A 24100-nucleotide genomic window follows, 5' to 3' on the forward strand; every position below is an offset into this window, starting at 1 on the left:
ATAAAATTGTTGAATTGTTGCTGTTAAATGGGGGGCATTTATGAAAGAATTAAGTCGATTTATAAAATATCTGGTAACTGTTTTGATTATAGTTGTTTGTATCAGCAGCTATTTTGTTCATGTAAAACCTAATGTCGCCTATAGCCGTGAAAAGGACAAGCATGTATTGTTTATCAGCTCCTATAGTGAAAGTTTCTTAAGCGTGCCCGATCAGATTAAGGGAATCAGAGAGGTGCTCGATCCTCTTAACATCCAGTTGGATGTAGAATTTATGGATACAAAGCGTTTTGACACAAAAGAGAGTAAAAAATTATTTTATGACCTGCTAAAGTATAAATTAGATCATCTGGCTCCCTATGACGGAATCCTGGTGGGGGATGATAATGCCCTGCAGTTTGTCATGGATTACCAGGAGGATTTATTCAAGGAGCTTCCTATTGTTTTTTTGGGGGTTAATGATTTTGACAGAGCAAGGCTTGCAGCTTCTGATAAATATATAACCGGTATTGTAGAAGAGATGTCACTAAGGGAAAACATCCAGTTTGGTTTAAAAATAAACAAAGAGGCAAAAAGAGTAGTGGCCATTGTGGATGATACTCTGACAGGGAGAGGGGACAGCGAGCAGTTTTATCAGAATCAGGAATATTTTAAGCAGCTAATCTTTGATGATATTAATGTTTCCCAATATACATTTTCAGAACTAGAGGATGTATTTGAAAGCATTGGCAAGGATACTATATTATTATACTTAAGCATGTATACCGATAAGAACGGAGATACCCTTACCATTCCAGAGGCCGTGGACCTATTGCGGGAACATACTCATATTCCTATATTAAGAGCCGAAGTAGGAGGAGTCGGTAAAGGAATTTTAGGCGGTAAAATGGTGAATTATCTAGAATCTGGCAAAATAGCAGCAGGGATGCTTTGCCGGGTTTTTGACGGAACCCCGGTAGAAACCATTGCCATGATAACAGATAGTCCCAATACCTATACATTTGACTATCAGCTTCTTAAAAAATTTAAAATCGACCCAGGTTTAATTCCTGAAAATTCCGTTCTTATTAATAAAAAGATCAGTTTTTATGAACAACATAAGCAATTGGTTTTAAACACCCTTTTTGTATTGGCTTGTCTGGTGGTAATCGTAATTATCCTGACTCTTGATAATATTAAGCGCAGAAGAATTGAAAAGGCACTTCAGGACAGCAATGAGGAGCTGACCCAGACCTTTGAAGAATTAACTGCCTCCGAAGAGGAACTTAGAGCACAGTATGATACCATTCAGGAACATAATGAAGAAATTGAGACCTTAAACCAAAAATACAGTGTAGCCATTGAAAGTACTGACAGTGCCGTATGGGAGTATAATCTTATAACCAACGAAATCCATATATCTAAGAAATTCATTAACGATATTAATAAATCCCTAAATGAACAGGAGGATGTCTATAAATTATTCGATCTTCTTTTAACCTGCGAGGAGCAGCAAAAAATCAGAAATGAATTCAATGCTTATAAAGCTGGAGAAAAAGAAGAGATAAATATTCAGTTGCCTATTTACGACCAGAATTCCAATTTAAGATGGGTCCTTGTAAGGGGAAAGGGTTTTAAAGATATTAATAATGAACTAAGAATTATTCATGGGATTATACTGGATATAACCAAGATGAAGGAACAGGAAGCGTATATTGAATATCTTGCCGTTCATGATTATCTTACCAATCTTCCAAACCGCCTTAATTTCATGAATAAGATAAAAGAGGCATTGACCTTAAAGAAGAAGGGAGCAGTCCTGCTTCTAGATATCGATAATTTTAAAAGCATAAACGATACACTGGGTCATTTTTATGGCGACATGATGCTCCTGGAGATAGCTTCAAAATTATCCGGTATAGCCGATGAAAAATTATTTGTCTCCCGATTTGGCGGTGATGAGTTTTTAATACTGATATCAGATGAAACAAATAGTTCTGTCATTGAAGCTTATGCAGATAAAATAATAAAGCTCTTTGAGGAACCTCTGATTTTAAATGAGAAAGAAAACTATGTGAAATTCAGTATTGGTATTACCTGTTTTCCAGAGGACAGCGATAATATAGAGCATCTGATGATGAATGCAGATACCGCCATGTATTGTGTGAAGCGGGGCGGTAAAAATAACTACATGTTTTATAATAATGATATGCAGGATGAGTTAAAAAGTAAAACCGATATCGAAATGATTTTACGGTCAGCTCTTAAGGAAGATGGGTTAATGCTGGTTTTTCAGCCCCAGGTCAATGTATTGACCGGAGATATTGTTGGTTTTGAAGCGTTGCTAAGACTTAAGAATTACAGAATGTCTCCTGATAAATTTATACCGATTGCCGAGGAGACTGGTTTAATCCATGAAATTGGCCGATGGGTAACGGAGAAAGCAATAAAAAAACTTGCTGACTGGAAGAATAAAGGTTTTAAGTTAAAGCCGGTGGCGATTAATTTCTCCAGTAAACAGATCAATGATTCCGGATTTCTTAAGTTTTTGGAGGCATCACTGATTAAATATGAGGTAGACCCTTCCTATCTGGAAATTGAAATAACGGAAAGTATTTTGATTGAAAAGACAGGGAATACCATTGAATTCTTAAAACAGTTACGGAATATTGGCACGAAACTGGCATTGGATGATTTTGGTACCGGTTATACTTCCTTAAATTATTTGACGTTTATACCGGTTAATAAGATTAAGCTGGATAAATCCCTGTGTGAAAAATTCCTGAGCATGGATAATTTAAAGGCAATGGACAATCTGATTGCGCTGGTGCATAGTCTGGAACTTGCCATAACGGCGGAAGGAATTGAGGACATGGATCAGCTTAGACGGTTAAAGAACGGTGGCTGTGATTATATACAAGGTTATCTTTTTAGCAAACCCTTACAGGAAGAAGAGGTTGAGAAAATATATAACCATAATTTTCTTGACAATATTGTACCATAGTAATTATTACTTATTTTGTGTCCCAAATCAGGCTGTCCTGAATTCAAAAACAAGAAATGAAATGCGATTGCTTTTCTGTAGCTTTTCTAATTTGTTTTTGATTTCAGGACAGCTCTTTTTGGTTATCTTTGCATAAATAAAAAGAAAATTGGAGAATTTAATGAATATGAATTTTTATCTAATTACAGGAAGGAGGAGCTTTGCAATGCAGGATAATGTAAAAAATACATTAAGCGGTACGAATAACAAGCGTCTTGGAAAATTAAACTGCACAAATAATGAGGGAACGGCTGCTTGGGCCAATATAGAAAAACTGCAGGATGACACCAATGTAGGCATTCCAAATGAATATAATGTGGAAAAGGCAAAAAACTGGGTAGACAACGGCAGTAAATTATAGAAATCTAGAAGTGGAGAAAAATAATGTCAAAAACACAGATGACTTTAGATGGCAATTCAGCAGCCGCATATGTGGCATATGCATTTACCGATGTGGCAGCTATTTATCCCATTACCCCTTCCTCGGGTATGGCTGAAATTACGGATGACTGGGCGGCCAAAGGACGTAAGAATATATTTAACCAGGAAGTTAACGTAGTAGAGATGCAGTCAGAAGCCGGCGCAGCCGGTGCATTTCATGGCTCCTTGCAGGCAGGGGCATTAACAACTACCTTTACCGCTTCACAAGGCTTGCTGCTGATGATACCGAATATGTATAAAGCTGCAGGTGAACTGCTGCCAGGTGTAATGCATGTAAGTGCCAGAGCGCTGGCAGCTCATGCTCTTAGTATATTTGGAGACCATCAGGATGTTATGGCAGTCAGGCAGACCGGCTGTGCCTTGTTAGCCAGCGGCTCGGTTCAAGAGGTGATGGATTTAGCTCCCATTGCCCATTTGGCGGCAATAAAGGGGAGACTTCCCTTTGTACATTTCTTTGACGGGTTTCGAACCTCCCATGAAATACAAAAGGTGGAGGCTCTGGAATATAAGGACTATGCAAGTCTTGTGGATTATAAGGCAATTGAAGAATTTAGAAAAAGGTCCTTATCCCCAAATCATCCAGTGATTCGGGGTACGGCTCAGAACCCGGACATTTACTTTCAGGGAAGGGAAGCTAGTAATACCTTTTATAATAATATTATTCCAGTGGTGGAAGAATATCTGGAAAAGATGGGAACGATAACCGGAAGAAAATACGGACTATTTGATTATTATGGTGCACCGGATGCGGAATATGTAATTATTGCAATGGGTTCCGTTACAGAAACCATTGAAGAAACTATAGATTTTCATAATGCAAAAGGAGAAAAATACGGTTTGATAAAGGTACATCTGTATCGGCCATTTTCAGCCAAACATTTCTTAAGCTGTATTCCGGCAACGGTAAAAAAGATTGCAGTTATGGATCGGACAAAAGAACCGGGAGCAATCGGAGAACCTCTATATCTGGATGTATGCGGCTGTTACAGTGATATCCATGATGCACCCACAATAATCGGCGGTCGTTACGGTCTGGGCTCTAAGGATACCAGGCCTACTGATATTACGGCAGTTTATGAGAATTTAAAGCAAAAGAGTTCCAAGAATCATTTTACATTAGGTATTAATGATGATGTCACCCACACGTCCCTGGACTCAGTGACCCGTTTAATGACAGAGCCTCAGGACAGGATTTCCTGTAAAGTCTGGGGGCTTGGTTCAGACGGTACGGTTGGAGCGAATAAACAGGCTATTATGATTATCGGTAATCAGACCGACCAAAAAGTACAGGCTTATTTTGATTATGACTCGAAAAAATCCGGTGGTATTACCATGTCTCACTTAAGGTTTGGCAAAACAGCCATTAAGTCCACCTATCTGGTGGAACATGCGGATTATGTGGCCTGCCATAATCAATCCTATGTTAATAAATATGATATTATCGATGATTTGAAACCAGGTGGAATCTTTGTACTAAACTGCGTATGGTCCGATGAGGAACTGGATAAAAACCTGCCTGCCAGATATAAACGTCAGATTGCGGAACAGAATATTCAGTTCTATACTATTGATGCGGTTTCTATTGCGGAAGAGATAGGACTTGGCAACCGTATCAATATGGTAATGCAAGGAGCCTTTTTCAAACTAATTAATATTCTCCCGGAAGAGGAATTTATAAAAGCCTTAAAAGATGCAGCAACCTATTCCTATAATAAAAAAGGTGAAAAAGTGGTTCAGATGAATCACGATGCCATAGATAAAGGAGTCAGAAGAATTCATAAAGTGGATATTCCGACGACCTGGAAGGATGCGAAAGACGTTGAAGAAGAGGATATGAAAGAACCGGATTTTGTAAAGAATATTATGAGACCGATGCAGCAGCAAAAAGGTCACAAACTTCCGGTCAGTGCATTTAAAGGCAGAGAAGACGGCACCTTTCCCACTGGTTCCACCGCATATGAAAAACGCGGTATTGCAGTGAATGTACCGGAGTGGATTAAAGAAAACTGTATTCAGTGCAATCAATGTTCCTATATTTGTCCCCATGCCGTAATCCGTCCTTTTCTATTAAATGACAGCGAAGCTAAAAAGGCACCAAAATCCTTTGAAACACTAAAAGCAACCGGCAAAGGTTTAGAAGGACTTCAGTTTCGTATACAGATAAGTCCCATGGACTGTACGGGCTGCGGTAACTGTGCGGATATATGTCCTGCCAAGGAAAAGGCCCTGGTAATGAAACCTTTTGGTACCCAGGTAGAGGAGCAAGTGGAGAATTGGAAGTTCGCTTCTTTGGAAGTACACTATAAGAGTGATTTAGTCTTAGGCAAATCGTTTAAGGACAGCCAATTCAAACAACCGCTGATGGAATTCTCCGGTGCCTGTGCAGGTTGTGGAGAAACTCCCTATATTAAGTTGATAACCCAGCTCTTTGGAGAACGAATGATGATTGCCAATGCCACCGGCTGTTCCTCCATATGGGGAGCCTCCGCACCAAGTACTTCTTATACCACCAACCATGAGGGAAAGGGACCTGCCTGGGCTAATTCTTTATTTGAAGATAATGCGGAATTTGGATTTGGAATGTATTTGGCCTCAAAACAGATGCGTAAGAATTTGGAAGACACTATGTTAAAATTAGTGGAGAAAACCATTGAGCCCCATGTAAAGGAACTTTTAGTGGACTGGCTTAATTATAAAGAAGACGGTGAAATCAGCAAAGCGGCAAGTGAAAAACTCATGGAGGAACTTAAGAATTATCAATCTGCCGATAGTGAAGTTATGAGCCTGATCGACCAGATTAAGCAAAGAAGTGATTATCTGATGAAACGGTCTCACTGGATTGTTGGCGGTGATGGATGGGCCTATGATATTGGTTACGGAGGATTAGATCAGGTAATGGCCTCCGGGGAGGATATTAATGTCTTAGTATTTGATACGGAAGTTTACTCCAATACCGGTGGTCAGGCTTCTAAATCCACTCCAACGGCAGCAGTAGCCAAATTCGCAAGTTCCGGTAAAAAGGCAGGTAAAAAGGATCTGGGCAGAATGATGATGACTTACGGTAATGTTTATGTCGCCCAGGTAGGAATTCACGCGGACAATAACCAGCTCATTAAGGCAGTAAGGGAAGCGGAAAACTATAAAGGACCTTCTATTATAATTGCCTATGCTCCCTGCATCAGCCACGGTATCAGAGAAGGCATGGGCAGGAGTATGGAAACAATTAAGAAAGCAGTGAAAGCCGGATACTGGCATCTGTATCGTTACAACCCGGAATTAAAGAAGGAGGGCAAAAATCCCTTTACCCTGGATTCGAAAGAACCAACGGAGAACTTCCGCGAGTTTATAATGGGTCAGGTGCGGTATAGTTCTCTGGCAAGGACATTTCCTGAGGTGGCGGAAGAATTATTTAATAAAGCTGAGGAAAATGCAAAAGAGCGGTATGAAACCTATAAAACATTAGCTTCTTTGTAAGGAATATAACTTATATTATATAGGAAAAGAACCTGTTTCAGAACGAATTCTGTATCAGGTTCTTTTTAATGGAATAGAAAAGTGCTCCTATTCGTTCTTTTTATCTTTTAATTCTTAATTAAAAGCCTTATTCTATTGACAATATACCCTGAAATATAGTATAAATTTTTATGTTGTGCATTATTAGGTCGAATGGTCAAACTAGTAGTTGGTTTTTACCTTTATGGTTTAACAGTGTGAAGTGATAAAATTAGCATTCTTCAAAAAAGACTCTTGACAAACAGTAAAAAAAGTAGTATAAATATTCATACAAATCATATCAGATAAGTATGAAATAAAAATACAATATGAAAAGGTGACGGTATGATTGAAATAAGTGATTTAACGAAGGAGTTTAAAAGCGGTAAAAACAAAAAGTTAACAGTTTTAAAAAACATTAATCTTGAAATCGAAGATGGCGATATTTATGGGATAATAGGAATGAGCGGTGCAGGCAAAAGTACGTTAATCCGCTGTATTAATCTGTTAGAGAAACCAACCAGAGGAAAGATTATTATTGATGGTATGGATATTACCGCTAAAACGGGCAGAGAATTATCTGCCATTCGAAAGAACATTGGTATGATATTCCAGAATTTCAATCTGCTGATGCAAAAGAATGTAAGAAAGAACATTGCTTTTGGTTTGGAGATTATCAGAACTAAAGATTTTATCGTACCTGGCATGAGCGTGAAAGAGTACAGGCAATTAAGTTACTTTAAGAAAAGAAAAGTTAAGAAAGCAGAAATTGCGAAACGTGTTGATGAATTACTTGCTTTAGTGGATTTAAAAGAAAAAGAATTTTATTATCCGGCAAAGCTAAGCGGAGGACAAAGGCAGCGTGTGGCAATTGCAAGGGCATTAGCAACCAGACCTTCCATACTTCTTTGTGATGAAGCAACTTCGGCACTTGACAGTATGACTACCGACTCGATTTTAAGATTATTAAAGAAGATAAATGAAGAAACCAAAGTCACCATTATCGTCATTACCCACGAAATGAATGTAGTACAAAAAATATGCAATAAAGTTGCAGTCCTTGACAAAGCGGAGGTTGTTGCAATGGGCGATACAAATGAAGTATTTACGAATAATACATCAGAAATCGTAAGAAATTTAGTTGGCGGGGGTAATGTATGAATCAGATAATCGAGTATTTAAAAGTTTTGTTAGAAGATAATGGTTCCATGATAGCACAAGGTATTATGGATACCCTGTATATGGTTTTTGTATCTACGGCGGTATCTTACATATTAGGGCTTCCGATTGGAATTCTGGCTGAAATATCAAGAAAAAACGGTATCTTCCCAATGCCTTTTATTAACAGACTACTAGGGCTGATTATTAATATAGGAAGATCCATACCTTTTATTATACTATTGGTATTTGTAATGCCGGTCACTAGACTAGTTACCGGAACTACCATTGGACCGGAAGCGGCTACGGTGCCATTAATCATTGCCGCAACCCCTTTTATCGCAAGGCTTATAGAAAATACCTTACATGATGTGGACGGCGGTGTAATTGAAGCTGCCCGGGCTATGGGTGCTAATACCTTACAGATTATTTTTAAGGTAATGTTACCGGAATCCCTGCCATCTATGGTTATGGGTGCTTCCTTGTCGATGATTACCCTGGTTGGTTATACTGCTATGGCAGGTATAGTCGGGGGAAGAGGACTTGGAGATATTGCCATGCGTTTTGGTTATTACAGGTACCAGGTGGATATTATGATAGTTACAATTGTTTTGCTGGTTATATTTGTGCAGGCCATACAAAGCATTGGACATATAGTTTCAAAAAGAATTGATAAAAGAGGAAAAGGAGAGAATTAAATGAAAAAAGTGAAACAGATTACCAGTTTATTACTGGCGTTAGTGCTGATTGGAGCATTATTTACGGGGTGTGGGACAAAAAAAGATACGGATACTGCAACATCACAGGATCAGACAACCAGTGAAGCAGGATCAACTACAGAAGCTACAGCAGATACAACTACAGATTCTGCAGCAAATACTGCCTCAGAGCAGACTACAAGCGGAGAATTAACAGAAATCGTTGTTGGTGCAACCATAGAGCCTCATGCAACTATATTAAATTCCGATGCAGTGAAAAATTCCTTAGCTGCCCAAGGTTATTCCATTAAGGTAGTAGAATTTTCTGATTATATCCAGCCTAATGTTGCTACACAGGACGGAAGCCTGGATGCCAACTTCTTCCAGCATGTGCCTTACCTGGATGATTATAACCAAAAAAATGGAACTAACTTAAAAGCAGTAGCTAAAGTTCATTTCGAACCACTTGGAATTTACCCTGGTAAAACCACTTCTCTTGATGCTTTACCAGACAAAGCGCAGATAGCAGTTCCCAATGATACCTCCAATGAAGCAAGAGCTTTATTGTTACTTGAAAAAGCAGGACTTATAAAATTAAAAGAAAATGCTGGCCTCGAAGCTACCGTTAAGGACATTGTTGATAATCCGAAAAAGCTGGATATCGTAGAAATCGAAGCTGCCCAGACAGTTAAAGTATTACAGGATGTAGATCTTGCAGTAATTAATGGTAACTATGCATTATCAAACGGCTTATCAGCCAGTGAAAATGCGTTACTTGTAGAAGATACAGCTTCTGATGCAGCCCAGACTTTCGCTAATGTGATAGTAGTAAAAGATGGCAATGAAGAATCGGATAAAACCAAAGCATTAATAAAAGCCGTTACTTCTGAGGAAACCAAACAGTTCATTAACGATACCTGGAAAGGTGCGGTAATTCCCGTATTCTAATGCTCTTAGCTGGAGCAGTAAAAGATACTAAAAAAAGATTCAAGGTGTATTTTCCTTGAATCTTTTTTATCTGTTACGAGGAAAGTTCTCTGAACCATTCTGTAACTTAAAAAGCACTCTGTGCAGGATGAGCATGACGCTTCATAAGAAGATGTCACTGATGTGACAGCACGCCAGGGCTAGAGTCTGGCGAACCAACTCATTAAAAAACTACGGTCAATGTCATCTTAAAAGCTTCCCTTGCATAAACCGCATGAGGGATTTGGGCCGGCATTACGATTGTCTGTCCCTCCGATAAGGAATATACCTGATCGCCGATGGTTATTTCACTGGTACCGTCTGTTACAGTAATCATTGCATCTCCGTTGGAAGTATGACTGCTGATTTCTTCTCCTTTATCAAAAGCGAACAAGGTAAGGCTTACATTCTGGTTTTGAATCAGGGTTTTACTTACAATCTGTCCTGTCTGGTAATTTACCTGCTCCTTTAAATTTAATACGGCAGCAAAATCAATATTCTTAAGTATTTTTTTATCCATAAAATCTCCTTTCCGTGCCAAAAAACTTGTATAATACAAATCCCTTAATTTAGTAGTAAGTGATTACTAATTAGTATAAACCTAAATTCTAAAATGTATGTTGCAGTTGCAACAAATTGGAAATTAGATAGTAATTTATGGCATTTTAGCCATTATCATTTATTTTAGTTGAAATTTTTAAAATTATCAGCTAAAATTCAGAATATCAGCAGTAAAATACATAACAAAAGGATGGAATACAAATGAAAATAAAATGGAAAATAGTATTGGCAGCAGTAATTGCATTAGCAGGTTTTATCGCTATTACGACTATAATATTCCAAAGAAACATATCAACACTGATTAAAGAAGAAACAAAAACAGAACTTAAGAATTATTCTGAATTAGGCTTATCCATTTTGGATGCACATTATCCCGGAGACTGGCGTTTAGAAGGGAATAAGCTATATAAAGGTGATACCAGCATAAACGATAATTTTGAAGTGGTAGATGAAATTACACAAAAGACAGATATCCTTGCTACTATATTTGCCGGAGACACAAGAATTTCCACCACGGTAAAAGACCCTTCTGGCAAGCGCCAGATTGGAACCAGGGCTTCTGATCAGGTCATCGATACCGTACTTAAGAAAGAACAGGAGTATTTGGGGTCAGCAGTTGTTGAGGGGAACCAAGCCAGTACTTATTATATTCCAATTAAGGATAAAGACAGCAAGGTAATTGGTATGTGGTTTGTGGGTATATATACCAAGGATGTAGATGCAAAGATAACGGAATCCTTGTTATCTATTACCGGGTTCCTGATGTTGGTCCTGCTGGCCGGTTCTATTTTCGCATACCTGTTAGGAACCATAATAGCCGGTGGATTTAAGCATCTGAAAGACAGTATTGAGAAATTGGAGAAGGGAGATCTTAAATTCGAATTTAATCCCAAAATAGCGAAACGAAAGGATGAAGTGGGTGATATTACCAGATCCTTTATAAATATGCAGAATCAAATCAGTAAGATTATGAATTCCATTAAAGAAGAGAGCGGAAAAATAGAAGGAGCTGCAAATTTATTAGCTGACAATGCCAATGAAGTATATAACAATGTTGAGGAAATCTCAGCCACTACCGAAGAATTATCAGCCGGTATGGAAGAAACAGCAGCCTCTTCCCAAGAGATGAGTGCGGCAGCCGCAGAAATTGATAAAGAAATCGCAAGTGTATCCGAGAAATCTAATAATGGTTTAGTATTAGCATCTGATATAAAAACAAGAGCGGAACGATTAATGGTTATGACTTTGGAATCCCAATCAGCAGCCGCAGAGATATATCAAAAAGCCAATAAGCAATTAAGGCAGTCTATTGATAAGACAAATGCTATTGAAGAAATTAAGGTCTTGTCAAAAACAATACTTAACATAACAGCCCAGACCAATCTTCTGGCTTTAAATGCATCCATTGAGTCTGCCCGGGCTGGAGAAGCAGGGAAAGGGTTTGCCGTTGTTGCCAATGAAATAAGACTTCTGGCTGAGAATTCCCAGGCAGCTGTATCAAAGATAGAAGCAATCACACAGGAGGTATCCGGTGCAGTAGAAGATCTGGTTTCGGATTCAAAAAGTATATTGGATTTTGTAGATAATAAAGTCATTCAGGACTACAGAGCTTTTGTTAAGACAGGAGAACAGTATAATGAGGATGCAGTTACGGTGGAAGGAATGGTAGCAGAGATTAAAGCTTCTGCCATTACCCTTTATCAATCGATTCAGTTCATCAGACAAGCTATTGAAGAAGTTACTGTAGCAACCAATGAAGGAGCCAGCGGATCATCTGATATCGCAGAAAAGTCTACCAATATAGCCGCTAAAACCAGTGATGTATTAGAACAGGCCAATGGGAATAAAATCAGTGCGGAAAAACTGAATGAATTAATACAGTTTTTTCAGTTATAATGCTCCATTAGCTAATTCTGACCGGAATAAATAAGCAATCATTTATCAAGTATTTGTACTTATTAATGCGAGATTTGAGTGAGTAAAGTAAATAATGATTAAAATATAAGCCTGGCTTCAGACCTGCAATCCGTTTTTTTATCCTTACGGAATGGATATCTGAAAACCAGGCTGAATTTATCTACTGCAATCAGGTAAATTCAATTTATGATTCCAGCGGGCTTCCTACTATAAATTTATTTTATTATACGTCCTTTTGCTCAAAAGAGCTGGACAATTCGTGGTGCAGACCTTGGAAGCTATATCAATTTGACACGCGAGGTCGTACCTTAAAAAAGTTCCTAATTTTACAACTGTATGGCATTGACTACAACCAATATTTAACAACTAGTAAACAAAGGGTGCTAAAATTCGGTTTTCATTCATGGTGGTGTCGCCAAGGCATGGGGATTTGACACTCAAATCAAGTATAGATTAATGCAAAGTAAATAATTATGTTCAGACAACTAGTTTTTTTATTCATTTATCTTGACAAAAAAGACCTACTGTATATAATATAATATATACAGTAATAACAGTAATGACACATGAAGCAGTAATGAAAATTAAAGCAATCATGTTTGTTCAATATAAAAAAGTTAAGGAGCGTGATAAATTGAAAGTGGTCGTATCCAATCATACAGAATTGCCGATTTATATGCAGATAAAAGATCAAATTAAGGAACAGATACTCAACGGCACACTGAAAGAGAATGAGACTCTGCCATCGATCAGACAGTTAGCGAAAGACATAGGAATCAGTGTCATTACAACAACCAGAGCTTACAGTGAATTAGAACAAGAGGGTTTTATTGCAACAACTCCCGGTAAAGGCAGTATTATTCTTCCAAGAGATAATGCAATGGTACGGGAACAGTACTTAAAACGTATAGAAGAGGCATTTTTACTTGCAATGGAAAATGCTAGGTATGCAGGAATTGATAAAGAAGAATTAGTAGTTATTTTAAAGACTTTGCTGGAGGTATAAAGTATGGTAAATTCAGAATATTCATTAGAGATAGCCGGACTTAGTAAGCGGCTGGGGGATTTTATTTTACAAGACATTAATCTTAAGCTTCCTAAAGGTTATATATTAGGATATGTAGGACAAAACGGTGCCGGAAAGACGACAACGATAAAGCTGGTCATGGGAATGCTTAAGATAGAAGCGGGTATCATTAAAGTAGATGGAAGAGAGTTACAGGAAAATGAAATTGCTTTTAAGGATTCTGTCGGTTATATTTCAGAAGACTGTTTTTATCCTGATGATTTTACCATAAAAGATATTGAGGAAGTAATGGTTGCTTTTTACCCCTCATTTCGAAAATCACAATTCCAAACCCTTATAAAACAATGGGAACTTCCCTATTTAAAAAAAGTAAAGGAGTTTTCAAAAGGGATGAGAGTCCGGACCATGTTTGCCGCGGTTCTTGCCAGAGATACAAAACTGCTGCTTCTGGATGAAGCCACCAGTGGTCTTGATCCGGTAGTGCGGAGTGAAATCCTGGAATTATTGCAAGACTATATTGCAGACGGGGAAAGAAGTGTGTTGTTTTCTACTCATATCATGAGTGATTTGGAACAGATAGCGGATTATATATATTTTTTGGATAAAGGAATAAAAATAATAGATGCACCAAAAGATGAACTGGTGGAACAATATGTTTTAATAAAAGGCGGGCTGGATGAACTAAGTAAAAACCTGGAAGATAAAATCATTGGGCTCAAAAAGACAAAAGTTGGATTTGAAGGACTGTTATCAGCGGATTATATGGATCATCTAAAAAGGAATTATGTAATTGAAAAGCCCTCAGTGGAACAGATTGTAATATATCATATTCAAGGATTAAGGAGGAATGCATCATGAATGCCGCAAAATTTTTAAAACTCGATTTAAAAGTAATGAAAGCACAGATTAAAACAATGTTCCTGTATCCTTTAACAGGATTGATAATGATAGTATTCCTTAATTCCGAAGCTACTTTTATTTTAGGGTATATGTTATTTGGGTTTTCTGTTTTGGCAACTACACCATTTAGCATGGACAACGCAAAAAGCTATAGCATATTTTATTATACGCTGCCGGCGAAAACAGATAGTATGGTGATGGGAAGATTTTTATTGCTGTTTACCGGAATTACTTCCTTTGGGATAATGTCTGTTTTGCTGGTGCTTATTTGCATCGTAAAGGGCGGTTCCGTTACCGGAATTCATATTTTATATTATACCATTTTTACCTCGGCAATGTTTATTATAAGTTGCCTTCAGTATACGATGTTTTATAAAGTAGGTGTAATAAAAAGCCAGCAGTTTTTTACATTCATACAAATGATACCAGGAATGATTATCTGGTTAATCATGAGTTTTGGAAATAAATATATTTCGGAAGCAGGAAACCATATCCAGAGCGTATTGGTGTATGGTAGCCGTCACCTTATACTTGCAGTTTTACTGGAATTATTGCCTGTGTCCCTTGTATTTTTTACATGCTGTCACGTATCTGCTGCAATCTGTCGTAAGAAAGAACTTAAATAAAATGGGTATCTACAGATTCATATGGAGCCTACCCGAACCAAGATATATAATAATTAAACAGTTGAGAGCTGTTTCATATATATTATTCATTCTGTACTTTAATTCTTATACGAATTCAGCATTATAAATTTAAAATATGATACAAATCTCAACTGTTTTTAATAAGTATTAGATCTTTTAATGGGAATAATTACCAATCATTATAATTGTACTTCAATCTTAAACTTATCCAGCCAATAATTTACCTGCAGCAAATAAGCTAACATTTGGGGACCAGCCATGAGCTGGCCAAACCACGGTTTGCCATAGTCGGAAGGCGTACTGATAAAATTACTTACTTTTTCAATATCAACAAGAGCATTAATCGGAGAAGATGAATCTTTTAAAACTGCCATAAGTCTGTCGGAGAGCAGTTTTTCATAATTAGGATTATAAGTTTTGGGATAAGGGCTCTTTTTACGGTAGAGAACCTCCTCTGGTAATAAACCTTTTGCGGATTCCCGCAGTAGATGCTTAACCACGCCATCCCTGCATTTGATATCCCAGGGAACGTTCCATACATATTCCAGAATACGATGGTCTGCCAAAGGTACTCTAGCCTCCAGACCGGAATACATGCTGGTACGGTCCATACGGTCTAAGAGGGTTATCATAAACCATTTTATATTCAGGAAAGCAATTTCACGCCTTCTGGCTTCTAATTCACTTTCACCTTCAAGCCTTGGAGTTTCATGAACCGATTTATCGTAGGCGGTTAAGATATACTCCTCTAAGTTAATTTCTTGTAATAAACTATCCTTTAGGAGCTGCTTTCTAGGCTCAACGTTTATAGACCAGGGGAAAGTGTTTCGTTCAAAAGATTCCTTATTATGAAACCATGGATATCCGCCAAAGATTTCATCAGCGCATTCCCCGGTTAAGGTAACATTATTATATTTCTTAACTTCCGAACAAAAATATAATAAAGAGGAATCTACATCTGCCATTCCCGGCAGGTCTTTTGCATCTACCGATGTATACAAATAGTCTGCCAATTTAAGATTATCACATTCCAGATATTTGTGGTTGGTCTTTAAATACTTAACCATCATATCAACATAAGGTCGATCCCTGGAGGGCTGGAACGAGTTGGCCTTAAAAAACTGGTCATTTCCGTCAAAGTCAAAAGAAAAGGTATTAAGCTGTTCGCCGAGTTTGGCTAATTCACCTGCGCAGACGGCAGTTACAATACTGCTGTCAACGCCGCCGGAGAGAAAGGTACAGATAGGAATGTCGGATACCATCTGACGTTTTATAGAATCTCTAACAAGAAAAGACGTTTTTTCAATGGTTTCTTCGTATGAATCCGTATGTGGACGGCTTACCAGTTCCCAGTATTTTATGGATTTAAAATCACCTTCATGAAATACGTTATAGCATCCTGGCAATACTTCAAAGCAGTTTTTAAATACCCCGCTGCCATAGGTTTTAGCCGGTCCAAGTCCAAAGACTTCACACAACCCCTGCTTGTCAATAATCGGTCTGCAATCCGGATATTCAAATAAAACCTTTAATTCGGAACCAAAGACAAGAGTGTTATTTGCAAGGGTATAAAATAATGGCTTTATTCCCAGCCGATCTCTGAATATGCTTAAGGTTTGGGCATATTCATCCCAGATGGCAAAGGCAAAGATACCGTTTAATTGTTTCACATAATCATTGCCGTACTCCATGATTCCAAGTAAAATTACCTCTGTATCGCTGGTAGTCAAAAATTTTAAACCCCGTTGTTCCAAATCGGTTCTTAATTCTGCCGTATTATAAAGTTCGCCATTATAAATTATGGTAAAAGTCTTATTACCAATCTTTCTTGTCATAGGCTGTCTGCCGTTCGCTAAATCTATGATTGAAAGCCTTGCATGGGCAAGACCTGCATGTTTTGTAAGATATATCCCATTATCATCCGGCCCCCTATGCTTAATTTTCTCTTTCATCCTATTAAGAATATCAGTCCATTCCGGTGATCTTAACGTGTAGTCTTCCTGAAAGTTACAAAAGCCTGCTATTCCACACAAAATCAGCACCATCCTTAATCATAATAGCTATAGTATGCTTTTTGATATTTTTTGATACAAAAAAGCTGCGGTCATAAATCAGAGGGGGCTTAAGGTAATGACAGCAGCTAGTAATATATATTTTCCTGTTTAATTTGTACTGGGATATCTTGTATTTATGAAATGATTGTTTTATAATTGAGTCAATAGTAAAAGCGGCAGATTCTGAATAAAAACGACAATATTTTACTTTCCGTTTAAAGCAAATCCGTTCTACTATAAATTATTGCAAAGGAGAAAGGAATATGAAAGGCACAGTAGTATCATCCTGGGTAGAATCCTGCAGAAAATTGTTTGGAGATGCAATAGTAAACAACGCCCTGCAGTCATATGGTTTATCCAGCGATCATATATTTACACCTCTGGAAGATGTAGAAGACAGAATAGCTCAGGGAATAATAGATCACATAGGTAATGCTGCGGGTAAAAGTCATAAAGAAATCTGGTCTACTATGGGAGAGGAAAACATTAAGACATTCAGTAAGAATTATCCCGGATTTTTCCGCCATGAATCTGCGTACCAGTTTTTAAAATCCATGAACGATGTTCATGTCATCGTTATGAAACGAATAAAAGGTGCGGTACCCCCGGTACTTGATGTTGAGCCTATATCATCTCATGATATCATATTTACCTACCGCTCCAAAAGAGGAATGATTGATTATCTTACCGGATTAGTTAGTGGAGTTGCCAACTATTTTAAAGAAGAGATAAAGGTAGAACTTGCTAGTAAGCAGGAGAATGAAACAAAACTGAAACTAACCTTTGAAAAGGAAATACAGTTTACGAAAAAATATCATATCAGCCGTTTGTTTTCCCTGGGAGTATTTAAAAATACGGCGGCTAAAACTGCCATACTTAATACGATAATCCTAACAGCCTTATCCTTTGCAATATCAGCAGGTCCTGTGAAATCCGGTATTATCGGAGGTGTGACCCTCATCATATCCTTATTATCCTCCATGCTTTTTAACAGACCTAAAAAACTGATAATGAAGGAACTGGGGAAACTAAGCAATCGTAATTTTGTAGAATCCATTGTTTTAAAATCCAATGATGAATATGAAGAAATGATGGAACGTATCAATGATATAAAGAGAGGCGTACAAAAAGATTTTATCGGATTTAATGCAATTGTGGACGAGTTATACACATTTAATAAATCTGTTGCAGATATCGCTCTCACCATGCAGAATACCAGTAATGATATTACAACCGTCCTTGACCAGGTGGCAGGAGCAGCTATAACCCAGGCAGAAGATACGGAGAATGCAATAACGGTCTTAGATGGAAGTATACAGAATGTTACCGATATATCCAACGACGGTCAAACGAATAAGTCACAGATTGAAGAAGCAGTAGTTGGAATCGAAGACAGTTTCCAGAATGTGCAGTCAACCGCATCCCAGATTACAGCAGTATTACATAAGTTTAATGATATCAGACGCAGCAGTAATGAATTAAAGAACAATGCCAATGATATTACACAAATTGTTTTAATCGTTGCCGCCATTGCAAAACAGATTAACCTGCTGGCATTAAATGCTTCAATAGAAGCTGCAAGGGCTGGTGAGGCAGGAAAAGGCTTTACTGTTGTAGCAGAAGAAGTAAGAAAGTTATCGGAAGAAACCAATAATGCCGTTAACCAGATCAATGACAGCTTAACAACCTTTGTATCCAGTATCAATGAAGTAGTAGAAGGAATAGATGTACAATATGATGTACTGGAACTTGAGAATACAAAGCTGACTGATGCTGTTAATACATCAAGTCATACCAACGAACGCCTGAAAGTAGTTTCTGATTTAATGATACAAAATTCCCAGGATCTGAAACTGGAAGCGGATAATATATCGAATCTTTTTGACGGTATCCAGAGTCTGGCAGCAATCGCAGAAGAGAATTCAGCGTCTACCCAGGAAGCGAATTCCAATGTAGCAGTATATGTGGAACAAATCAATGAATTGACCCGTCAGATTAATGTATTTGAAGCCATGATTAAGAACTTCCAGGAAGATTTAAGTAATTATGCAATCTGATGAAGTTAGATACTAATATGCTGATAAAAGAATTCTTATCTAACATGAGATAAATTACAATATACCGCTAAGAAGTATACAATAGAACGGAAGTATTGTGAATAATACTCCGTGCATAATATTCTTTGTACAAAAACTATTAGAGCAATTATTATAATTAAATGTAGTACATTTCATTTGATTAAATAAAAAAGAAAGGGGCTGTAAAAAAACTCCCCTAAAAGAAAAATCGCTGAGGTCATGAGACTTCAGCGATTTTTTGGTATAATTAATTATGCGACTAAATAAAAACACCAATGATAATTATACAGTACGACAGCTGAAATTACCATTGGAAATCGAAAAACTAATTAATATATCTGATCCTTTCTTTTTTGTTGTATAATGCAACGATAATAACCTGACAGTTATAAAACAAATCTTGTACCAGTTTTACCATGAAGGGCTTCTTTTGCTTTCTCGATATGGGTTATAATAGCCTGCCGTTCTGGCATACCAGAGATAAACTGTATTGAAGCTTCAATTTTAGGAAGCATGGAAGCAGCATCAAAATAACCCATTCTAATATATTCCTTTGCTTCCTCAACACTTATGGAATCAAGGGGTTGTTCTTCCTCCGTTCCATAATGAAGGGCAACTTTTTCAACTCCCGTCAGGAATAAAAGAATATCTGCTGAAACCAACTCAGCCAATAATTCACTGGTATAGTCTTTTTCAATGACTGCACTGGCTCCTTTTAGAGTAGTGCCCTGTTCCAGAACCGGAATTCCGCCGCCACCGCCGGCAATAACCAGCTGGTTGGAGTCTAAAAGTGCTTTAATGGCATCGATTTCATAAATATCCTTAGGTCTTGGGGAGGCAATAATTCTGCGATAGCCCTTGCCTTCCTCATATACAACATAATTACCTTTTTTCTTTTCCTGTTCTGCTTCCTCCAAAGACATATAACGTCCAATTATTTTAGCAGGATTACTAAAAGCCTTATCAAAGGGGTCAACCTTAACTTGTGTAATCAAGGTAGTTACCGGTTTAAAAATTCCTCGGTTTAATAATTCTGTCCGTACTATATTCTGTAAATCGTAACCGATATATCCCTGGCTTAAAGCACTGCATACGGACATGGGAGCAACCGTGTATTTTGAGTCCAGACGGCTGAATTCCGTCATTGCTGTATGGAACATACCTACCTGAGGACCGTTGCTGTGGGTAATAACAATATTATAATTATCCTCTACCAGATCAGCTATTGCTTTTGCTGCTATCTTAACTGCTTTCTGCTGTTCGGGAAAGGTATCCCCAAACGCATTCCTTCCCAATGCAACTACAAGTTTCTTTTTTTGCATAACGTTACCTCGCTTTTTTATTATTAACATAATATAACGTACCAGAAGTCAGAAGCGGTTCCAAATAAAGCGGGGTTTTCCGTTTCTGAACTAATTATTTTATGTTGGATATTCTATTAAAACATTATATAACAATCAGATGAAAAAATAAAGGTTATTTATAGGCATATTGCCAGAATTTAATACGTTAATGTGATAATTGGTTACAACATCAAAATTTTCACTTGACAAGGACGGTATAATTGTATACAATAAAACAGAATTTAAAACGTTAAAAAAATATCATGAGAATATAGGCATATATTCTTATATATTGCTCATTAAAAACGGTAAGGAGAATTTAACATGGAAAACAGGAAAGTATTTATGAATCCACATAACAATTTACTTCAATTGGAAGAACATTTATATCCTTTGGTTGATGTAGAACAGCCTAATGTATTTAGGAATTTATTTCCCTATGATGAGGTGCCAAAGATAGCGTTTAATGATAGAATCGTACCCCATAATTTTCCCGATGAAATATGGATCACTGATACTACCTTCCGTGACGGACAACAGTCCAGAGCACCTTACACAACTGAACAGATAGTTACGATCTTTGATTATTTACATAGACTTGGCGGACCAAAAGGTATTATCAGACAGAGTGAATTTTTCTTATACAGTAAAAAAGACAGAGATGCTGTTTATAAATGTATGGAAAGAGGTTATGAATTCCCGGAAGTGACTTCATGGATCCGTGCCAGCAAAAAAGATTTTGAATTGGTGAAAGAAATCGGTATGAAGGAAACTGGAATATTAGTAAGTTGTTCCGATTACCACATATTTTATAAAATGAAGATGACAAGGCGTGAAGCCATGAACCACTATCTAAGTGTGGTGCGGGAATGTCTGGAAACTGGTGTGGCACCCAGATGTCATCTGGAAGATATAACAAGATCCGATATCCATGGCTTTGTTATCCCATTTTGCCTTGAACTTATGAAGTTAGGTGAACAGTACGGTATTCCTGTTAAAATCAGAGCCTGCGATACCATGGGATATGGTGTTAATTTCTCAGGTGCGGTTATCCCTCGTTCTGTGCAGGGTATTATATACGGTCTTTTAACCCATGGCGGAGTTCCATCCAATATGATAGAATGGCATGGACATAATGATTTTTATAAGGCGGTTACTAACTCAACCACAGCCTGGCTCTACGGTGCCTGCGGTGTCAATTGTTCACTATTCGGTATTGGTGAGAGAACCGGTAATACACCTTTAGAGGCTATGGTATTTGAATATGCCCAGTTAAAGGGAAGCCTGGATGGTATGGATACTACAGTCATTACGGAATTAGCCGATTATTTTACCAATGAAATCGGATATAATATACCCCACAGAACGCCCTTTGTAGGTAAGAATTTTAATGTTACAAGGGCCGGTATCCATGCTGATGGTCTGCTTAAGAACGAAGAAATCTATAATATATTCGACACGGAGAAATTCCTGAACAGACCTGTGCTGGTATCTGTCTCTAATACCTCCGGTCTGGCTGGGATTGCCCACTGGATGAATGCTTACTTTAAGCTAAAAGGAAAGGATGCAGTGGATAAGTCTAATCCTGTTGTTGTAAAAGTAAAAGAATGGGTAGATAAAGAATATGAGGATGGTCGTGTTACGGTAATTACCGACGAAGAATTAATAACAGTAATTAACGGAGTAAAAGAAGCCTTGAAATAATGTAAAAAAATAAAAATTCATATTAGATATATTAAAAATATCAGCAGGCTATTGTTAAATAAATTACGAAAAGTCATTATCTGTGATTTGACAATTGGGGAAAAATGAAATAAACTGGTATGTAGTTGGTATAATATAAATAAAAATGGAGGATAAAAATGACGGATTTTATTCAAGCAGCTAAGGAACAGTTTGGCAGATTATTGGAGGAACAATTAAAAAGAGTTGAAGTCATGAAACAGCAAGGTGATTTCATAAACTATAAAGAGTTACCCAAGATAGTTATCGGTGTATGCGGGGGAGATGGTATCGGTCCTGCAATTACCTCCCAGGCTCAAAGAGTTTTGGAATATTTATTATCAGGGGATGTGAAATCCGGAAAGATTGAATTTAAAGTGATTGATGGATTGACCATAGAGCGCAGGGCTAATGAGATGGCAGCGATACCCCCTGCTGTTTTAGAGGAATTGAAAGAATGCCATGTAATTTTAAAGGGACCGACAACAACGCCACGAAAGGGCGATCCATGGCCGAATGTTGAAAGTGCCAATGTTGCGATGAGAAAAGAACTGGATTTATTTGCCAACGTCAGGCCGGTACGCATTCCGGAACAGGGAATCGACTGGACCTTTTACAGAGAAAATACAGAAGGAGCATACGCCGTAGGAAGTAAAGGCATCCATGTAACACAGGATCTTGGTGTTGATTTTACGGTAGTAACTTCACAAGGTACAGAAAGAATTATCCGTGCAGCTTTTGAGTTTGCTAAAAATAATGGTAAAACCAGAGTTACAGCAGTAACCAAAGCTAATATAATTAAAACAACAGACGGTAAATTCCTGGATATGTTTAAAGAAATTTCTAAAGAATATCCTGATATTACAGCAGATGATTGGTATATTGATATCATGACTGCTAAACTGGTAGATGAGAAGAGAAGAAAAGATTTTCAGGTACTGGTTCTACCTAATCTGTATGGAGATATCCTTACAGATGAAGCGGCTGAATTTCAGGGCGGTGTAGGAACTGCCGGCAGTGCCAATATTGGTAAGAAATACGCCATGTTTGAAGCAATTCACGGATCAGCTCCCCGTATGGTGGATGAAGGCAGAGATATCTATGCTGATCCCTGCAGCGTAATCCGCGCAGGTGCTATGTTATTAGCACATATCGGATATGGGGCGGAAGCTGAAAAATTATATAAAGCGCTTGATATTTGTACCATTTCTGAGAAAAAACTTGTTATCACTGGAAGAAATACCGGTGCTACCAGTGCGGAATTTGCAGATTATTTAATGAGTACGATTGAAAATCTATAGGAGGTTTTTTTGTGGACGACAAAGATGTTCATAAGGAAGTAACGGATAAGTATTCTCTTAGAGGACGGGTTTTTAATAAGATAAGAGAGGACATTTTATCCGGTAAATATAGTCAGAACGAAGAATTAAAAGAGACTTCCATTGGTGTGGAACTTGGTGTCAGCCGTACCCCGGTAAGAGAAGCTTTAAGGCAGCTTGAACTGGAAGGGCTGGTTAACATCATTCCTAACAAAGGGGCTTATGTAAATGGTATATCGGAAAAAGACATTCACGACATTTACATAATACGTTCTTATCTGGAAGGACTGTGCGCAAGGTGGGCTTGTGAACATATTACTCAGGAACAGATTGATGAATTGGAGGAAATCGTATATTTATCAGAATTTCATACCAAGAAAGAGCATCATGAACAGATTGTTGAATTGGACAATAAATTTCATCAGTTGATTTATGAAGCATCCGACAGTAAGATATTAAATCATGTTTTATCCGATTTTCATCATTATGTACAGCGTATCCGTAAGATAACCTTATCATCTGACAACCGGGCAGCGAATTCCAATAAGGAACATACAGCCATATTAGATGCCATAAGGCAAAGAGATGGCGAAAAAGCTGAATTCCTGGCACATGAACATATTATGAATACAATTAAGAATATCAGTGAACAGGGATTATAAGACGACATAGTAGTCAATGGGCATTGTATGGGTTGTAATTTATATGTCATGCTAAAATTATATTCAAACAATATTATATAAAATACCATGCATATT

At 37.6% G+C, this 24100-nt stretch carries 17 protein-coding genes and 1 pseudogene; 15 read left to right on the top strand and 3 right to left on the bottom strand.

The features are described 5' to 3' along the window. The first annotated feature begins 40 nt into the window (after positions 1-40). From QA584_RS12190 to QA584_RS12215, 6 genes are all read left to right on the top strand, one after another. A complete protein-coding gene (locus tag QA584_RS12190) occupies positions 41-2980 on the top strand; it encodes an EAL domain-containing protein (RefSeq protein ID WP_278274781.1) in 2940 nt (979 codons plus the stop codon). 205 nt (positions 2981-3185) lie between these two features. Then, positions 3186-3380 carry a DUF3787 domain-containing protein gene (locus tag QA584_RS12195; RefSeq protein WP_278274782.1) on the top strand — a complete coding sequence of 65 codons (195 nt, stop codon included), beginning with the start codon at positions 3186-3188 and terminating at the stop codon, positions 3378-3380. Between the two features lie 23 nt (positions 3381-3403). Further along, on the top strand, positions 3404-6934 hold the full coding sequence (gene nifJ, locus QA584_RS12200; protein ID WP_278274783.1) for a pyruvate:ferredoxin (flavodoxin) oxidoreductase: 3531 nt from the start codon (positions 3404-3406) through the stop codon (positions 6932-6934). 363 nt (positions 6935-7297) lie between these two features. Next, a complete protein-coding gene (locus QA584_RS12205) occupies positions 7298-8113 on the top strand; it encodes a methionine ABC transporter ATP-binding protein (RefSeq protein ID WP_278274784.1) in 816 nt (271 codons plus the stop codon). Next, entirely contained in the window at positions 8110-8808 is a 699-nt protein-coding gene (locus tag QA584_RS12210) for a methionine ABC transporter permease (RefSeq protein ID WP_278274785.1), read from the top strand. Before QA584_RS12205 ends, QA584_RS12210 begins: the two co-directional genes overlap by 4 nt. Next, positions 8809-9756 carry a MetQ/NlpA family ABC transporter substrate-binding protein gene (locus QA584_RS12215; protein ID WP_278274786.1) on the top strand — a complete coding sequence of 316 codons (948 nt, stop codon included), beginning with the start codon at positions 8809-8811 and terminating at the stop codon, positions 9754-9756. A gap of 202 nt (positions 9757-9958) precedes the next feature. Here QA584_RS12215 and QA584_RS12220 read toward each other — a convergent pair whose 3' ends face one another. Then, positions 9959-10294, bottom strand: a complete 336-nt coding sequence (locus QA584_RS12220) for a cupin domain-containing protein (protein ID WP_278274787.1) — start codon at positions 10292-10294, stop codon at positions 9959-9961. 242 nt (positions 10295-10536) lie between these two features. On the opposite strand from QA584_RS12220, the gene QA584_RS12225 reads away from it, so the two are divergent. The 4 genes from QA584_RS12225 (at position 10537) to QA584_RS12240 (ending at position 14805) form a co-directional block, all read left to right on the top strand. Further along, entirely contained in the window at positions 10537-12231 is a 1695-nt protein-coding gene (locus tag QA584_RS12225) for a methyl-accepting chemotaxis protein (protein ID WP_278274788.1), read from the top strand. A 598-nt stretch (positions 12232-12829) separates the two neighbouring features. Then, positions 12830-13258 (top strand): GntR family transcriptional regulator, encoded by a 429-nt coding sequence (locus QA584_RS12230; protein ID WP_331487913.1) that lies wholly within the window; start codon positions 12830-12832, stop codon positions 13256-13258. Between the two features lie 3 nt (positions 13259-13261). After that, a complete protein-coding gene (locus tag QA584_RS12235) occupies positions 13262-14137 on the top strand; it encodes an ABC transporter ATP-binding protein (RefSeq protein WP_278274789.1) in 876 nt (291 codons plus the stop codon). Further along, entirely contained in the window at positions 14134-14805 is a 672-nt protein-coding gene (locus QA584_RS12240; protein ID WP_278274790.1) for an ABC-2 transporter permease, read from the top strand. The genes QA584_RS12235 and QA584_RS12240 overlap by 4 nt, the downstream gene beginning before the upstream one ends. 200 nt (positions 14806-15005) lie before the next feature. On the opposite strand, the gene asnB is transcribed toward QA584_RS12240, so the two are convergent. Next, a complete protein-coding gene (asnB, locus tag QA584_RS12245) occupies positions 15006-16859 on the bottom strand; it encodes an asparagine synthase (glutamine-hydrolyzing) (protein WP_331487914.1) in 1854 nt (617 codons plus the stop codon). A gap of 284 nt (positions 16860-17143) precedes the next feature. Between asnB and QA584_RS12250 the strand changes: the two genes are divergently transcribed. Then, positions 17144-18937, top strand: coding sequence for a heme NO-binding domain-containing protein (locus tag QA584_RS12250; RefSeq protein WP_278274791.1), 1794 nt, complete (start codon positions 17144-17146; stop codon positions 18935-18937). 274 nt (positions 18938-19211) lie between these two features. Continuing rightward, positions 19212-19310, top strand: a pseudogene (locus tag QA584_RS28850) (transposase); the annotation flags it as partial. A gap of 34 nt (positions 19311-19344) precedes the next feature. On the opposite strand, the gene arcC reads toward QA584_RS28850, so the two are convergent. Next, on the bottom strand, positions 19345-20280 hold the full coding sequence (gene arcC / locus QA584_RS12255) for a carbamate kinase (RefSeq protein WP_278274792.1): 936 nt from the start codon (positions 20278-20280) through the stop codon (positions 19345-19347). A gap of 345 nt (positions 20281-20625) precedes the next feature. Between arcC and QA584_RS12260 the strand changes: the two genes are divergently transcribed. The 3 genes from QA584_RS12260 to QA584_RS12270 all read left to right on the top strand — a co-directional run bounded on the left by QA584_RS12260 (position 20626) and on the right by QA584_RS12270 (position 24004). Further along, positions 20626-22005 carry a 2-isopropylmalate synthase gene (locus QA584_RS12260; protein ID WP_278274793.1) on the top strand — a complete coding sequence of 460 codons (1380 nt, stop codon included), beginning with the start codon at positions 20626-20628 and terminating at the stop codon, positions 22003-22005. 158 nt (positions 22006-22163) lie between these two features. Then, complete coding sequence (locus QA584_RS12265; RefSeq protein WP_278274794.1) at positions 22164-23324, top strand: isocitrate/isopropylmalate family dehydrogenase; 1161 nt, start codon at positions 22164-22166, stop codon at positions 23322-23324. Positions 23325-23335: 11 nt separating this feature from the next. After that, entirely contained in the window at positions 23336-24004 is a 669-nt protein-coding gene (locus tag QA584_RS12270; protein ID WP_278274795.1) for a GntR family transcriptional regulator, read from the top strand. Positions 24005-24100: the final 96 nt, after the last annotated feature.

Source organism: Anaerocolumna sp. AGMB13025, assembly GCF_029689925.1.
Lineage (GTDB): Bacteria > Bacillota > Clostridia > Lachnospirales > Lachnospiraceae > Anaerocolumna.

What these genes read in the sequence shown, in the direction of transcription:
- QA584_RS12220 (WP_278274787.1), bottom strand. Translation starts at nt 10,294, where the DNA reads ATGGATAAAAAAATACTTAAGAATATTGATTTTGCTGCCGTATTAAAT.
- nifJ (WP_278274783.1), top strand. Translation starts at nt 3,404, where the DNA reads ATGTCAAAAACACAGATGACTTTAGATGGCAATTCAGCAGCCGCATAT.
- QA584_RS12225 (WP_278274788.1), top strand. Translation starts at nt 10,537, where the DNA reads ATGAAAATAAAATGGAAAATAGTATTGGCAGCAGTAATTGCATTAGCA.
- QA584_RS12190 (WP_278274781.1), top strand. Translation starts at nt 41, where the DNA reads ATGAAAGAATTAAGTCGATTTATAAAATATCTGGTAACTGTTTTGATT.
- QA584_RS12240 (WP_278274790.1), top strand. Translation starts at nt 14,134, where the DNA reads ATGAATGCCGCAAAATTTTTAAAACTCGATTTAAAAGTAATGAAAGCA.
- arcC (WP_278274792.1), bottom strand. Translation starts at nt 20,280, where the DNA reads ATGCAAAAAAAGAAACTTGTAGTTGCATTGGGAAGGAATGCGTTTGGG.
- QA584_RS12265 (WP_278274794.1), top strand. Translation starts at nt 22,164, where the DNA reads ATGACGGATTTTATTCAAGCAGCTAAGGAACAGTTTGGCAGATTATTG.
- QA584_RS12230 (WP_331487913.1), top strand. Translation starts at nt 12,830, where the DNA reads ATGAAAATTAAAGCAATCATGTTTGTTCAATATAAAAAAGTTAAGGAG.
- QA584_RS12250 (WP_278274791.1), top strand. Translation starts at nt 17,144, where the DNA reads ATGAAAGGCACAGTAGTATCATCCTGGGTAGAATCCTGCAGAAAATTG.
- QA584_RS12260 (WP_278274793.1), top strand. Translation starts at nt 20,626, where the DNA reads ATGGAAAACAGGAAAGTATTTATGAATCCACATAACAATTTACTTCAA.
- QA584_RS12210 (WP_278274785.1), top strand. Translation starts at nt 8,110, where the DNA reads ATGAATCAGATAATCGAGTATTTAAAAGTTTTGTTAGAAGATAATGGT.
- QA584_RS12205 (WP_278274784.1), top strand. Translation starts at nt 7,298, where the DNA reads ATGATTGAAATAAGTGATTTAACGAAGGAGTTTAAAAGCGGTAAAAAC.
- QA584_RS12215 (WP_278274786.1), top strand. Translation starts at nt 8,809, where the DNA reads ATGAAAAAAGTGAAACAGATTACCAGTTTATTACTGGCGTTAGTGCTG.
- QA584_RS12235 (WP_278274789.1), top strand. Translation starts at nt 13,262, where the DNA reads ATGGTAAATTCAGAATATTCATTAGAGATAGCCGGACTTAGTAAGCGG.
- QA584_RS12195 (WP_278274782.1), top strand. Translation starts at nt 3,186, where the DNA reads ATGCAGGATAATGTAAAAAATACATTAAGCGGTACGAATAACAAGCGT.